Annotated in this window: 7 protein-coding genes; all 7 read right to left on the bottom strand. The window is 62.7% G+C overall.

Annotated features, from left to right (window positions below):
• Positions 1 to 52: 52 nt before the first annotated feature.
• The 7 genes from HL653_RS24480 to HL653_RS11370 all read right to left on the bottom strand — a co-directional run bounded on the left by HL653_RS24480 (position 53) and on the right by HL653_RS11370 (position 15,758).
• Positions 53 to 2,761, bottom strand: coding sequence for a TonB-dependent siderophore receptor (locus tag HL653_RS24480; protein ID WP_171744625.1), 2,709 nt, complete (start codon positions 2,759 to 2,761; stop codon positions 53 to 55).
• A 267-nt stretch (positions 2,762 to 3,028) separates the two neighbouring features.
• Entirely contained in the window at positions 3,029 to 6,280 is a 3,252-nt protein-coding gene (locus HL653_RS11395; protein WP_253717913.1) for a glycosyl hydrolase, read from the bottom strand.
• Between the two features lie 232 nt (positions 6,281 to 6,512).
• Positions 6,513 to 8,003, bottom strand: a complete 1,491-nt coding sequence (locus HL653_RS11390; RefSeq protein WP_171744623.1) for an MBL fold metallo-hydrolase — start codon at positions 8,001 to 8,003, stop codon at positions 6,513 to 6,515.
• Positions 8,004 to 8,077: 74 nt separating this feature from the next.
• On the bottom strand, positions 8,078 to 9,031 hold the full coding sequence (locus HL653_RS11385; RefSeq protein ID WP_171744622.1) for an AraC family transcriptional regulator: 954 nt from the start codon (positions 9,029 to 9,031) through the stop codon (positions 8,078 to 8,080).
• Positions 9,032 to 9,157: 126 nt separating this feature from the next.
• On the bottom strand, positions 9,158 to 11,281 hold the full coding sequence (locus tag HL653_RS11380; RefSeq protein ID WP_253717912.1) for a glycoside hydrolase family 3 protein: 2,124 nt from the start codon (positions 11,279 to 11,281) through the stop codon (positions 9,158 to 9,160).
• A 122-nt stretch (positions 11,282 to 11,403) separates the two neighbouring features.
• Entirely contained in the window at positions 11,404 to 14,118 is a 2,715-nt protein-coding gene (locus tag HL653_RS11375) for a family 78 glycoside hydrolase catalytic domain (RefSeq protein ID WP_171744620.1), read from the bottom strand.
• The gene (locus HL653_RS11370; RefSeq protein ID WP_171744619.1) at positions 14,115 to 15,758 is read right to left on the bottom strand and encodes a carboxylesterase/lipase family protein; all 1,644 of its coding nucleotides are present in this window, start codon (positions 15,756 to 15,758) and stop codon (positions 14,115 to 14,117) included. The genes HL653_RS11375 and HL653_RS11370 overlap by 4 nt, the downstream gene beginning before the upstream one ends.
• Between the last annotated feature and the right edge of the window lie 187 nt (positions 15,759 to 15,945).

Here is a 15,945-nt window from a genome sequence, read left to right as displayed (position 1 = left end):
GCTTGAGAAAACAGGGCCGGGCTCGTTGCGGAACCCGGCCCGAGGTGGGGAACTAGAATTTCTTGCGGACGCCGAAGGTGAATGTGCGCCCGAGCGGATTGGATACGGTAGAGTATCCATTGCCCGAGAAGCGGATGGGTGGATCCTGATCGGTCAGATTGTCGATATTGAGCGTAAGCTCCAGTCCGTTCAGGAAGCTATCGCTCTTGATCTCGTAGCTCGCCACAAGATCAAGGGTCTTGAACGCCTTGACCCTGGGCTGCGCCGCGACGCCGAGATTGGTGAAGCCACCTACATAATTATAGGCAAGCAGGAGGTTTGCACCACCAATCGAATAGCTTCCCGATCCACGCCACCGCCAGCGAATCTGCGTCCCGTTGGCAAAGTTATCCACCGTGGGCGCGGTCGGAGAAACCTTCGTTTCCCAACTGCTCATCCGCGTTCCGGACCAGTTCGCAAGGAACGTGCCCGGTCCGATCGAGCGCTTGTAATTGAACGTGAAGTCGATGCCGCGCGCATCAAGCACGCCCAGGTTCTTACGTCGCAGATCGATCATCCGCGTCGCGCCCGACAGCAAGGCTACGCGCGACGCCAGGTCGTTCGCGGCCAGACCGTCGACACGGAGATTTCCGATAAAATTGGCGATCTGCGCATCTGTGGGATTGTTGGTGAAATACTGCGCAAGGCTAGAATCTGTATAAAGTGCAGGCGGAAATGCGATGGAGACGATGTTGGAATATTTCACCCGCCACCACGTCGCCCCCAGGGTCAGGCCGGGAATGAACGGCGGAGAATAATCGCCGCCCGCCGAGTAAGTCTTCGCCTTCTCCGGCGTCAAACCGGGATCGCTGCCCGCCAGATAGAAATAGTTTGAAGGCAGTGCGCCGGGGGGCGCGAATTGCGTACTTGCAAAGAGCGGCTGCACCCGCGTGTCGATACTCGCCGGATTCTTGTCCGCCAGCGGTGGGGCGCGGAACGACGTTCCGTAGGAGCCGTGCAGGTTCATGCCCCTCGCCGGCGACCAGTTGATACCGAACTTCGGGTTCGTCGTATTTCCGACATCGCTATATTTATCGTGACGGATAGATGCTGACAGATCGACCTTTCGCAACAATGGAAACACGAAATCGTCACCGAACACCGGGATCAGAACTTCGGCATATTGCGAAAGGAAGTTACGGCTCAGCTTCGACACCAGGGTGCCGTTAACGCCGATGGTGTTGTATGATTGCTTCAACGATTCATAATGATATTGGATACCCGCCGCGATCTTCACGGATCCGCCGGGAAGATCGAAGAGCGGGCCATCGATCTTGGCCATAGCCTCCCGCAGATTCTGGATGTTTCGGGCATCGTTCACGCCAACCAGGCCCGCGACCACGCTCGGATTCGTCCGCCCCGTATAGGGATCGAGCGCTGTGGCCGTCGTCGTGCCTGCGGCGGCCGCCGCCACCGCGCTGTTGTTGATGGTCTGCTGCTTGTTGGTATCGTCTTCGTGCCCAAGGTTTCCTTCGATCGTCACCCGGAAGTCGCTGCCGATATCGATATTCGTACCGAGGACGATGCCCATGCCTTTCAGCTTGGACGGCGTATAGAGAGCCCCGATCAAAGGGAGCAGACTGAGACGCGCGATCTGCGTGTTCGCCGTCGTGCCTGGCACGCGCACGAAGAACGGGTTGGCAGTCGTGATGGTTGGCGTGATGCCGCCGGGATCGACCGTCACGACGGATTTGCGCCGAGAATAGAAGGCATCGCTGTACAGTTCGATGTGGTCGGTGACTTCCTGCCGGGCATAAGCGGCGAAGCTGTAGCGCCTTGAGCGGGGAATTAGGCTGCCGACTTGCGAACTATCGTAGAGATTGGGCGTCGTACCGAAACCGGGATATGCATATGTCACGCCCTGCATGGTGATGTTCGGCGGGATCGACGCGGTGGTCCGCAGATCGTTGAACCCGATCGAGCGCTGGTCCTGCAGCACATAATCGCGATTGCGTCCGAACAGCGAGTCATTGCCGGTGAACTCGCCCGCGACCATGATCGATCCTGTCCCCCAACTGCGCCCGATGACCCCGTTGAGGTCGAACGTGCGATAATTGTCGGCGAAACCGTAGCGCCCGGACAGTTCGATGCCGTTGAAGTTCTTCCGCAGGATGATGTTCACCACGCCAGCCACCGCATCGGAGCCATAGATCGCCGACGCACCGTCCGCGATGACTTCGATACGCTCCACGGCTGCGGGCGGTATGACAGACGGATCGGCGTTGGTCTGAAGAATGCCCGCTCCGACCAGGCGATGGCCGTTCATCAGCGTGAGAGTGGCACCGTTTCCGATATTGTGGATGGACGGCTTGATGCCGACCTGACCGAAGTCCCCCGTCGGCACGAGAGCTTGTCCGAATGCGCCAAAGGCCGGCGTATTGCGAATGATGTCCTGCGTGGTCTGCGCGCCGATCGCCGTGATCTGATCACGCGTCACGCTGATCAGGGCCGAGCCTACCGGCGCCGCTCCACGGATGCTTGTGCCGGTCACGATGATCTCGGCGATCTCGGCATCACTTGGCCCGGAAGACGCGGCTCTCGCTGGAAGCACCGCGGGCGAGTTTTCCCCAGTTTCGGGCTCTGGCGTTTGTGATGAGGCAGCATCCTGCTGTGTAGCCGGCATGCTTTGCGCCTGAGCTAAAGCCGGCAAGATCGCCGACGATGCAGTCCCCGCCAGCATAACGATCTGCAGCCGACGCACGAATAGCTTCGAATGTTTCACAGCCCCTCTCCTCCGCCTGCGGATCATTGTTCGGGTTTTCCCGACCGCCGCATTGCATCGACTTTCTAAGGCGATTCCGGGAGCGCTGTCAATTTCTTTAGAAACAAATATGTTGATATATTATCCTTATATTCAAATACGATAGCCAGAACATCCGAGTATGCGAAATGCTATCGAGCGCGAGAGTTTGTCATTTTTGACTTTTACGTTGGCACGGCGCCAACGTGCGGGGTTTGAACTGGCGATCGGCAAACCCGCCTTCTTTCGTCATTGCTGCTCGACAAGCGTCACAGGGCCCAGCAAGCCGGATGGGCGCAGCGGAGCGTCGGGCTTATAGGGCATCTGCGCCGAGCGCCCCCGTGCCGTTGTCGCGTCGATCTGTCCGTCCGCTGCCGTAAACGTGACCTTCTTCGTCGCACCGGGCTGGACATCGCCGATCAGGCGATTGACCCACAGATTGACCGATCGGACATCCACGATGTTGCGTCCCGGTCTGACCGCTCTCGATATGTCGACGCGGTAAGGTGGCTTCCACACCGTTCCCACCGGCGTGCCATTCACCACAACCTCCGCCAGATCGCGCACGTCGCCGAGATCCAGCCATAAGCCGGACGCGCGTTTCGCCGTCATGCGGGGCACGTCCAGCGTCGTCCGGTAGGTGGCGATGCCGGAGAAATAGCGGATGCCAGGATCGGCATTGGCGCGAAAATCGCTCAGATGATCGAAGCGCGCGGCGGCAGGCGCGCCCCGATCCGGCTGGAAGGTGACGTCCCAGGGCCCCGAAATCGTCGCGACAATGTGCGGTGCCGCCTCCGCCACCTGTCGCGACGGCGCTGGCGCAGCCCCCCGGAACAGCACGATGATCGAGCCGAACCGGTCGAACGGTATATCGACCAGCGTCCGGCCGCCTTCGGTGCGATAGGAGACGGGACGGGCTTGCCCTGTCGCCGGGTCCCACAATTCCGGCCTCAGCCCCGCGACCCGGAAGCTGGCCTCAATTCGTTCCGCGCGATCGTGGCGGTTCGACAGAAAATACGCGTCCCCATCCTCCAGTTTCCGGTGGATGAACATCATTTTACTGTCCGCCTGCGGCTTTGCGTAGGTAACGTCGGGAGCCAGTCCGATCGCCGCCAGCGCGCCCGCAGCATCGGCCGCAGCAAACACACGCCCCTTGCCCACCATCGCGACATCTCCGCCGGGCCAGAGCAGGTCGATAATTGCCTTCACCCTGGCAGGATCGTCTGACAGGCTCGGCGAGCCTAGGGGTTTCGGACCAATCAGGGTCGCACCACCTTCAACGAACGATCTGAGCTTCTCGAGGACCGGCAAGGTGATGCGCTCAGCGCCGCGCCCCAGAAACAGTGCGCGATAGTCCATTCCGCTCCGTGTCGTGAAATGCCCGTCCCGAAGCCCCAACTGGTTGATGATCACATCGGCGTTGACATAATCGTAGCGGTACCCCTCCGGCACCGCCGGATAGATTTCACGATAACTGCCGATGACAGGTCCCGCCTCCCCGTAGAAGACGGCGACATCGTTCGCCCCGCGCCCCTGCTGGAGCATGAAGGAGGCGCGCGACAGATAGTCGACCCAAGGCTTGGCCTGCTCCGCCCACGTTTCATTGCGCGTGAAATACTGGCCGACGCCCAGCGTCATGCCCGGACCTTTGTCGATCGGCTGATGCGCCGATGTGTGGATCACGAAGCGGTTCACCCCCGCCAGCAGGATCGCATCAGCGGTCGGCTTCAGATCCCATGGTGCCGAACCAAAAGGCGCCCCCCCGGTCAGAGATTCCGCAGCGGTGATATTCTGCCCGTATATGTGCGCGACCGAAGCTGATTCCTGGATGTCGTTATAATAGACCGGCTCGATCTCGCCCGGCTTGTTCACCTGCCACATCGCCGCCATCGGGACGTCGGCCGACTGCTTCATCTCCATGCCGTCGCCCATCGTGGCGAACAGCTCCTCGTGCGCTTCGCCATATCGGATCATACCGATATCGTGCAGCATGGCCGTCAGCTGCTCATAATGATTGACCTTCAAAAGCTGCTGGAGCGTCCGCCGCCAGTCGAACAGGAAGGCGTCGCTCTGGCCGGCATTGCCGATCTCAAACCCCGCCAGCGCCGGCAACCACGGCGTCGGATCGTAGCCGCGCAAACGCGTGAACTCGGCGATGATCTTGGGCGTCCAGTTCTCGTTGCTGGCCTCCCAGCTGTCGAACATCATCGCGTGCAGGCCGCGCTCGCCCATCAGGCCACCGCTCGCATCGCGATACATACCCAGATAATGATCCATGTAGCGCTTCACCGCCGCCGGATCGAGCTTGTCGACCTCCAGCCCCGTCGCTTCCGGCGAGGCCGGCCGGTTCATCGCACCCGTCAGCGAATAGCCGATCCGCAACACCACCCAGTTGCCGCGCGGTACCTGCCAGTCGAGCGTGCCGTCCGGCTGCATCCGGTCCGTCAGGTCGATCACTTCGCCTGCCTTCGGCGCCGCGCCCGCCGTGCCCCCAGGCAGGCCGTAATAATGGGTGTTGTTGTAAAAGGCCGCCTTCTCCTCGAACGAGTGCACGGTGGGCTCGCCGCGCAGCACCAATTCCCTGATGTCGATACTGTCCGGCACAGGACCGACCGGACGCGAGAAGCGCTTGACCGGCTGCGGTGCGGGTTGGGCCGGCCGGATGCTGACAAACCGGAAATAGCGCGCCTTGACGCTGTCCACGGAGATGGTCCGCTGAGGCCGGCCTGCGAACACGACCGCGCCGGTATCGCGCCATGTCACGCCGTCATCACTGGCATCGAGGCGAAAGGATGACGGAGGCGTGCCTTCGCGCAAGCTCGGCTCGAGCGCGTCATAATAAGCCGCGATGATCGACGACGCGACCGTCAGCCCCCGCACCACGACGACCTTTCCATAATCGAACCGGATCCACGAGATGCCGCCCACATCCTTTGCGCTCGTCAGTGCGGCGGCCGTCTTGGTGATGTCGCCGTCCGATAAGGCGGCGGCATCGAGCGTGCCGCCACTCGATGTGATCGTCGGCACCGGCAGCACGGAATCGTCCGGCGCACGCACCGCGATCACCTTCTGGTCCGCATAATATTCAGGCGGGTTCTGCCCCGGCGCACGCCCACCCAGCATCGTACCGCCCACGCTGGTCTGGAAGACCCCCGTGGTCGTAGGCGGCTTGGGCAGGACGCCATGATACCTTTTGCCGCCCGCGATCCGCGTCTCGGACCACGCCATCTTCTTCATCGCATCCGGCGCCGTCACCCACGGGCCGCCGGTCTCGCTCCAGCCCGGCGACGCCGCGATCCCCAGTTCCAGATCCAGCCTGTCCGCCAGCGTCGCGGCCTCCTTGAACGCCGCCTTCCACCCATCCGTCATGTAGGGCAGCCGCTTGGTCACCACCTGTGGCGTCGCCTGCCCCGCGTCGAACGCCTGCAGGCCGGCAATCCCGACCCGCTTCATCCATTGCATGTCCTTGCGGATACCCTCCGGTGTCACGTTCCCGTTCATCCAGTGCCACCACACACGCGGCCGCGCCGACGCACCAGGATCCGCAAATCCCGAACGAAGGGGATCAGACGCTTTTGCCGGCGATTGAGCGACAAGGCAGGTGGCCATGCCGCACAGGCCGGCGGAAGCAAGAAGCGAGGTGAACAAGAGCTTGTGGGTCATGATCTGGCTTTCCCGAAGTGACTGGTGCCAAAGACGGCCGGTACCGACGCGGATGGATGCCGTTTGGGGCTCAACCGCCCGGGCGCCCGTTCTCGATCTTCAGCCCGTAGCGGGCCCTCGTCTTGCCGTCGGGCGCCACCACCTCGATCACGACGTCGTTGTGCCCCGAGACGATCCGGACAGGCATACCGGAGCGCGCAGCCCTGCCGTCGATGCGCAAAGCCTGCGATCGGCTGGACGTGGGGATAGCCGCAATCGTCACCGCGCTCCGCCCGAGCCGCGTCACGACATAGTCTCGTATCGTGGGATCGAACCGGCGAGACAGCACGCCGCCGCTGATGGCCAGACCGGTCAGACCGGCGATTTGGTCCGGCGCGGCCGGCAGGTAAGTTTCGCGGTTGACGTTCACGCCAAACCAGTTGGGATCCGCGCGGCGGTCGCCTTGGACGAGTTGGACGATGCCTGCCGGCCTCCACGAGGGGATCAGCGCTTGATCGCCCTCGTCCAGCCCACGCTGTATCGCCCGCTGCAGATTGTCGAGAAAGACGGTGCCCTCCAGCGGGCGGTCATTATGCCCGGTGAAGATCCGCTTTACGCGTCCGGCCAGTTTGGCGCGCACGGTACGAACATTGGCCAGATAGATATCGAGCGACTGCCGATATCCCTGCATCCACATCACATCCGGCGGCAGCGGAGAATTGTTCCCGAACGTATCGCCTGTGAACAGATTGCCGCTGGCCGGATCGAAGATTGCGATCGATCCGGGCGTGTGGCCCGGCACCTCGTATATTTCGAGCGCCCGGTCGCCCAAATCGACACGGGCTCCATCGCCGACAACCTTCAGATGCGCCTCGATCATCGCCGGCTCGGCACCCTGGCGGGCAAGAAACTGCGCAACTGCGGCACGGTCCCCTGCGCCGACATATTCTGTGGAATCGGCGACAAACTGGCCGCCTTGCCCGATATGGTCGCCGTGACTGTGCGTGAAAATGACGATCACCGGCAGGCCGCCTGTGAAGCGCGCCACATAGTCGCGCAATGCCCCCTGCCCCATGCCCGTATCGATCAGCGCATAGGCCTTCGTTCCTCGGATCAGGAACATTTTGTCGTTGTCGGAATCGCGGATCATGCGCACGCCGTCGGCGACGTCTTCGGAAATGTACGTGGTCCGATCTCGGCGCTCCACGGTGTAGGAGAACGTGGCCGGATCACTGTCGGTAAACCCGTCCTTCGTCGCAACCGCGCGGATCGTATAGCCCGACGTCACCCCTCTCTGGCCTTCATAGACGCCGGCGACAAACAACTGCTGGCCTGGCACGATCCGGGCGCTCTGTTCGGTGGGCTTGCTGCCGTCCCAGGTATAGTGGATCGCAGCACCAGGAGCGGCACCAAGCGCTATTCCGGTCGTGTTGGCATAGGTCCCGGGTGGCGGAAAAGCCGTCACCGCCTCGAGCTTTGGCCCTTTTTGCACGGTCAGGGGCTCGAACTGCGCCCCCGCGTGCGCTGACACCAGACTGGCCACGGCCGCAGCCACGGCGATCGACGATCCGCCCCACTCCAATTGCCCTCTCCGCGCGAGCTTATGAGAAGATATTCTGCCGCGCCCGCATCCGGCAGAAGTTTGAGAAAATAAGATTACTCTTCGCTGCGAAACGCTGATGGCGAGGAGCCGTAATATTTGGCAAAGGCACGCGCGAAAGCCGCACTGCTGTGATAACCGCATTCGAACGCGATCCGGGAGATCGGCTGCAGCGTTCCGCGAAGCATTGTCGCGGCGACTTCAAGCCGCGTCGTCGTCATCATTTCATGGACTGTGCAGCCGTAAAGCTCGCGAAAACCGCGAATGAGTTTCGCACGCCCGATCCCCGCCGCCCGTGCGATCTGGCAGATGGTAAGCTTGTCGGCATAGTGCGTCACGATATGCCGGCGCGCCCGGTCAAGCCGATCGCGCTCTGTGGCTGCCAAGCGCTCACCTCCGCACGCTACGAAAAGCGCGTTCTGGACGAACGCGTCAATCGTCTCGCAAACCAATTCATTGAACCTGACAGACCTGTGCGCCCTGTTGGCGACATGCGCGCCGGACACCTGGACGAACATTCGGCAAAGATCCTCCAATCGCGGGGTCAGGAAGTACATTCCTGGCTCGATCCCGATCGTGCCGATCTCGCCCACGCGCTGGGACGTGTTCCACCGTTCAATCGCAGCTGCGGGAACGGCGCAGACCGGCCGGTCGAAGGGGGCCACGCGCCCTGCGACAGCGATATTTTCGGCGACAATCAACTGAACACGAGGCGCTTTGTCCGGTTCGCAGTGGAAAGCCAGGACGAGCCACGCTCCCGCAGCCACTGCCAAGCTTTCCGTTCCTGGAAGCACGGGAAGAAAGTCGTTCGCTCCATTTTCCGCCCCCTCGTCCCGAAGCGCTTCGGAGCGGAGCGATCCCGATCGAAAGGCCGCCCCCGGAGCCATGTCCTGGCCGGTCTGCACAACGCGCCCAGCCTCGCCGGAACAGGGATGGCGACGCAGATCCGGGACCGTCAAGCCGCCAGCTCCGTCCTCCGGACCACGCACGAATTGTGCGGCGATGCGCAAATCACGTCCCTCCTGCCGCCTTACGGGCTCTTAGTCCCTTGCCTGGAGCGTGATGGAATATGACAGCCCTGTCAATAATGGACAGAACGGTCGGACCATGCTAGCGATCCGCTCCGGCCCCACTCCTCAGGGCTTGATAAACGCGGCCTCCATATTGGTCGTCTCTTCCAGCCGTCTGTCTGCCGAAGAGGCACCGACAACCACCCGGTAAGCCCCCGCCGGTACGGACCAGCGACGGGCAGCAGCATCGAAGTTCGCGAGCAGGCGGCTATCGACTGTCAACGTGACTTGCTTCTTTTCGCCGGGAGCAAGTGCGACCTTCTGGAAGCCCACGAGCCGTTTTACTGCCTTTCCGCCAGCCTGGGTCAGATAGGCCTGCGGCACATCCATCCCCGCGCGATCGCCCACGTTGGTGACATCGAATGTCACAGTCATCGTTCGACCGCCCTGGAGTTTCAGGCCCGAATAATCGAAGCGCGTATAAGAGAGGCCGAAGCCGAACGGGAACAATGGTTCGTGCCCGGTCTTCGCGATGTAGCGATAGCCGACATCGGCTCCTTCGTCGTGATCGGCGTCAACGGACGCGAGGGGCGCGGAGGACATGCCCGCAATGTCCATCCGCGGAAGTTGCTGGACCGAGCGGGGAAATGTCATGGGCAGCCGACCCGACGGCACGATGCGCCCGAACAGAACGTCCGCCACGGCATCGCCGCCAGCGGCACCCCCATACCAGGCCTCGAGAACGCCGGCGGTGCGATCGAGCCAAGGCATGACGACAGGTCCGCCCGTTTCCAAAACCACGATCGTATTCGGGTTGGCCGTAGCGACCGCCGCGATCAGTTCGTCCTGCCCATCCGGCAGCGTAAGGTCGGGTGCATCGGCGCCCTCGGCCATCCATTTCGACGCGAAGACGATGACGACGTCGGCTTTTTTCGCCCGCGCTGCCGCAGCTGCGCTATATTGCCCGTCATCGAATTCCACCGTCGCGCCCGGCGCACGTGTACGGATCGAATCATAGGGGCTGGGCCCCTGAAGTACCATCCGACGCCAGGCCACCATCTCCGTCCGGCCGCCGGTGCCAAGCTCGATGATCTGCTTGGCGGTGACGTCCGGCGAGAAGACCTGCGACGAACCGCCACCCGACATCATGCCGCGATCGGCATAATGGCCGATGACGAGAATCTTCTTGGCAGACGCTGCGAGTGGCAATGCCCCGTCACGGTTGCGCAGCAGGACAATCCCTTCCTGCTCCGCCTTCTCCGCGATCCTGCGGTTGGCGGCATAGTCGATCGACATCTTCTTGGGGGGCAGGGGATGGTCGATAAGCCCGGTCGCAAACATCGCATGGAGAATGCGCCCGGTCATGTCGTTCAGACGAGCGGCCGGTACGCTGCCCGCCTGAACAGCCGCCTTGAGGGGCGCACCGAACCAGACCTGTTTGTCGATCTGCTCACCCGATTGCTGGTCCAGGCCCTTAACGGCGAAGTCGGTCGCATAGACAGCGCCCCAGTCCGACATGACCCAGCCCGGATAAGACCAGTCGCTTTTGAGGACGCGGTTCAGCAGGAAATCATTGCCGCACGCTTGCGCTCCCTCGACGAGGTTATAGGCGCACATGACGGAGCCCGGACGCCCTTGCTCGATACCGATCTCGAATGCCAGCAGGTCGCTCTCGCGAAGAGCCCCCTCCTCGATCCTTTCGTTCACCGAATGGCGCAGCGTTTCCTGATCGTTGAGCGCGAAATGCTTGATCGTCGAGACGATATTGTTGCTCTGGATGCCGCGGATCGACGCGCCGGCCAGCAGGCCAGCGAGCAACGGATCCTCTCCCAGATATTCGAAGTTGCGACCCGCACGCGGGTCGCGCGTGAGGTTGACGCCGCCCGCCAGCAGGACGTTGAAGCCCTTTGCCCTCGCCTCCGCCCCAATCATCTTGCCGCCGGCATAAGCGATATCGGGGTTGAAGGTCGCGGCCAAGGAAAGCCCGGACGGAAGCGCGGTCGCTCCGTCGCCAACGCGATACCGCATCGGATTGGTCACCCCCAAACTTGCGTCCGTCTCATACAGCGCCGGGATGCCGAGCCGGGCTACACCGGGTATGTAGCCGGCCGCAATGGGGATGCCAGGCGGTACCTTCCTGCCTTTGATCGGTACCGCTGCAATCCCGTGTACGAGCGAGATGCGTTCATCCAGCGTCAGCTGCGCATTCACCAGATCCGCACGCTGCTTGGGCGACAGGCTCTTGTCCATCCATGGCCGCTGGGCCGGAGCTGCGGTCGCTGCCGCCGCCAGCGCTGTCATCGCGACTGCCGCTGCAAATCCTCCGAACGTCATTACTTTCATTCCCCCTTTCTGAATGTTCGTGGGTCAGTTCAGGGTTTGCCTGCAGGCGACCTGATGCGATTGGAGCCTGGCTTAAGCGGCCACTCGCGCCCTGCATGGACAAATGTTCCGGTCAGACCGCGAGGCAGGTCGATCTCGACCTCAAGACCGTTGCCCACCTGCCTGTAACGCGTGCTGATCAGTCCCGCCGGATGCGCCATCGCGGCGTCCAGCGTTCGAAGTTCGCCGAGATGTGGCGAGATCCTCACCTTGGAGAAGCCGCTGGCCGCAGGCTGGATGCCCGCCACGTACGTCAGCAGCCCGCTGGTCGGATGCGCACTCCATGCGTGGCTGTCCGATCGGCTGGGATCCGGATTTTCGGGCCACGTCGTGAAGTGCTGTTTCAGAAGATCGCGCCACGAATCCAGCAGCCCCAGATAGCGATCCGACAATCCGGCATGATCGAGCGCGCGCGCGAGATAGAAAGAAAAGTAGAAGGTCGTGCCCATGATCCCGGCTGGCGCATCGATACCGTGCCCTGGGACGATGACCCGCTCCAGCAGCGCCTTCTGCTCGGCCTTGGGCGCGACATCATACAGGACCGCCAGCGTATTGGCATGCTGGCTGAACCCGGTCTTTGACGGCGTGTCGGCATAAAGGCGCCGTCCGGCGTCCCAGCATTGCGCCTGGATACCGCGAGCCGCGATGCCGGCCTGCTCGGCATCGCTCCGCGCGCGTGCCGGATCGCCGACCGCATTTTCGATATCGGCCGCCTCCTTCAGGGCGCCGAGCCTGAGCAGGGAGATGACGCAATTGTCCGGCGCCTTGCCGGTACGATCCCGCCCGCCGTCCTGGCCATCGCGCCAGTCCACGAACAGCCAGCCCGGGCTCGCCCGAACGATGCCGTCGTCACGGACATAGGGGGCATACCAGTCGAGCACGGCGCGCATGCCCGGCAGCGTCCGTTTCAGGACCGCAGTGTCTGGCTGCCGCAGCCAGTAATCGTGAAGCATCCCGATCCACAACAAGGCGAAGGGAGGAATCGGGTTGCTTCCTGAGATAGGCCATGACGATTGGGGCAGGCCATCCACCACCCGGGAGCCGTCAAAGGCATCCAGTGCCTGCACGGCGAGCTTCGGATCCCTACCTACGTCGTAAGACAACAGCGCCTGAATGCGCGTGTCGCCGACATATTGAAGTTGCTCCCAATATGCCGAATCCTGATAGGTCTCGTGTGCATCAAACAGTCCGGTTAACCAGCCAATCCGCCAAATTTCGTTCAATTGCGGGTCGCTGCTGGTGAAATGGCCGCGCTGCTCGAACGGATAGCCCGTCTCCCGCGTTTCGAATCGATCGAGCGTGAGAGGCTGGTCCCCCGTCTTCACGCGGACCTCGACATAACGCCACGCCCGCCACCAGAAGGGCGCGAAAACCCGGTCCGGACGCCCGTCGGCGATCAGAGTATCGGTCAGCCCCAGAGCCAGGCCGTCATCCACCTTGGCGCGGTCAGGAAAGCGGACTGGCCCACCGCGGTCACCGCGCTTGACCGGATCGTACAGCGCCTCGGCATATGTCAGCGTGATCGTCGCGCCCCGCCCTCCACTTGCGATCAGCGCCGGATAGGCGGCGAGTACGCGACCGGCATCGATCAGCAGCTTAGCCTCGCTGTGCGCCGGCACGATTACGGCCCCCCGCGGGAAGGCCCCTGCCGAAATGCCGCTTGCCCGAACCACACGACCGCTCGCCACGGTCGCATAGCGCATCTGCGGCAGCACATCCGGCACCAAGGTTCGTCGTCTGGCCCCTTCGGTGATCGCCGCTACCGGGGACCGCCAGTCTTGCGCGCGGTCGGCACCGGTCGCCCAGCCGTCGAGCTGAAAACCCGCTACAAGCTGTTCGGGAGCGCCTGCTGCGTAGTAAGTCGGGCCAACCTCGCCGATCAGCTGGCGCATTCCCGAACTGGATTGACGTGACGCATCGACGCGCACGCTCCAGTCCGGCCCGGTATCGATGGTGGAATCCTCAGGCCTTTCCGCCTTGAGCATGAAGCCGGTATGGCCCGTCGAAATCTGCGCGACCGGCGCGACCTTGCCATCGCTCCAAACCTGCGCGGCAATCGTGTTGGCGCCCGGCCTGAGATACGGGGCGATGTCCACGATCTCGTAACGCCAATGAGCCAGATCGCCGCGCGCAGGGCCTGCTGCTACCCGCACTCCGTTCACGTAGAGGATGAACCGATTGTCCGCGCTGACGCGGATCGGCATCGTCGACGGCTTCATCGTCAAACTGATCGTGCGGCGAAATTGGAGCGCTACGGGCGCCTGTCGGAAATCCGCCGAGAAGGCGGCAGGATGCGTAATCCAGGGCGCTGCCGGATCAAGCCGTGCCTGAGCGGCCGCGTCGGTTGCGGCACGCGCTGCGGCAATCGCAGCGGGTGTCGGCGGCAACGCCGCCAATTCGCCTGTGATCCGATCAAAGGCATCCGCGGGAAGGTTATCCGGCGCGAAGGCGCGGATATCCGCAAGCGTCATCGATCGCGCCTGCGGTCCGCCCGTTCCCAGCACCTTGGGTGCATGACGGCCGACAATCTCCTTTGCGCGAGGATCATCGAGCAGCTGGTTGAGCGGCATGGCAGTCGCACTGGGTTGGATCGGACGGATGGTGTCGCCGTCGCTGCCCGTTTGCGCGACTGACGAGAATGCTAGGCCGGTGAACGCGAGAGCGAAGCAAAAAGGCGCGTGTCGCATGCGATATATGCCCTTCATCGGATCGCACCCGCGTCCTTTTCGCCTTCCCAGAAAAGCCGCTCCGGCTTTTCTGGGTCGGACACGAGAGTGCATTGTGCGTCGATCAGCATCGTCTCGCGGGCCGCCAGGGAATACGGCTTCCATTCCGGCTGACCGGGAATGGTCGGTCGCCCGGTGCGGGCGAAGGCGGCCCACATCGCGCTCATATTCGCGGCGGTCGCCTGCTTGCCGGGGCTGGCATCACCCAACGGTCCGGCCGGCCTGACCGGTTCGCCGGGTTGCGGCCCGATATTGTTGAACTTGGTCGCGATGTCTGACGCATGGGGCGAGCCCACCGGATAGTTCGTGCCTGGCACCGTGTTCTCAGACTGATAGTCGAGGATATAGGAAAAGACCGGCGCCCGCTTTTCCTGCGCCTTCTGTTCCGCAATCCGTACGGCATAGGCGCGCCAAGGCGTCGCCGTCGCGATCGCCATGTAGAGTTGGGACGGCGACGCGGCCGGGCGCGAAGCCCTGAAGGTCCGGATCCAGGCATCCGTGCGGTCACCCAACATCATCAAGAGGCGGTCCTTAAGGTCGGCCTCGCTCATCGAAAATGCGGACGCGTCGCCAAAATTGAAGAACACCGCCTCGTCCTTGCACCCGCCCACGATAAGGGGCTTGGTCGCGGAGATGACCGGCGCGTGCTGATGAAACGGCGATTCAGGAAGGATGCTCCCATCGATGATCGGCCAGAACATGCGATCGCGGCTGTTACGCGGCGCGCCACCACTACGTGCGCCAGGGACGGTAGCATCGGCCTCGCCGGTCTGTGCACGCAGCAGTTGTTCCGCCGGCAACTCCAGGAGTTTGCGAGGATCGGTCAGGCCAAGCGCGCGCATAGTTTCCCGTGCGACGTCTGTCGCCTCATCGGGCGTGCGGTTGCCGGGTCCGATCGGGCTTTCGATCGACGCCTTGTGAAAATAGGGCGACGCGGCGGGCATCGCATAGAGTGCGGCAGTTTTACCGCCACCCCCGCTCTCGCCGAAGATCATTACATTGTGGGGGTCCCCGCCGAACGCGGAGATATTCTCGTTCACCCACCTCAGGGCCGCCGCCAGATCCAGCAGGCCCTGATTGCCCTGATATTCAGGCCCGAGCAGACCGCCGAGATAAAGATAACCGAACAGGCCGAGCCTGTGGTTCGCTTCGACCACAACGACATCGTAGAGACGCGCGAGATTGGCCCCGTTCTGCGCAGGCCGGTTGCCCGAACCGACGGTAAAGCCACCACCATGGCTATAAAACATCACCGGCCGCCGCGCGCCATCGGGCGCCGGCGTCCAGACATTGAGGAACAGGCAATCCTCTGCTGCAACCGGCTCCCCTGGAAAAGCCCCCGCCTGGATCGACGGCGAGCCATAGACGGTCGCGTCCCGCACACCCGTCCATGACGGCGGTGGCGGTGGCGCCTTGAAGCGACGCTCGGTGGACGAGACACTCCCACCGTAGGGGATACCACGAAAAACGCAGGCTCCACGTTCCCGCAGCCCCTGCAGCCGCCCTTGTGCGATCGAGGTGGCAACCACCTCGGCATCGGCTGCAAGCAGGCCCGGAGCGACCGTCGCCCAGCCGAGAGCCGCACCGCCGGCAAGTATCGCTCTACGAGAACAATCCATTATCACCCCCCTCAGCCGGACGCTCTACCGTCCTTATTCAATCGTCATCTGCCTCACGGAAAAGCAGTCGGACTTTTGCGGTCCAGATCCTTCCCTCAGAACCACAAGTGCTTCACCGCCCCCAAACAAGACAGCGCTGTCTTATTCGCGTGCATTGACGATTCCTCGTCAGAACCCTACTAAATTG

The sequence above is a fragment of the Sphingomonas sp. AP4-R1 genome (assembly GCF_013113735.1).
GTDB lineage: Bacteria > Pseudomonadota > Alphaproteobacteria > Sphingomonadales > Sphingomonadaceae > Sphingomonas_I.
The sequence above is the reverse complement of the archived record's forward strand: the minus strand, read 5'-3'. Positions and strand labels throughout refer to the sequence as shown.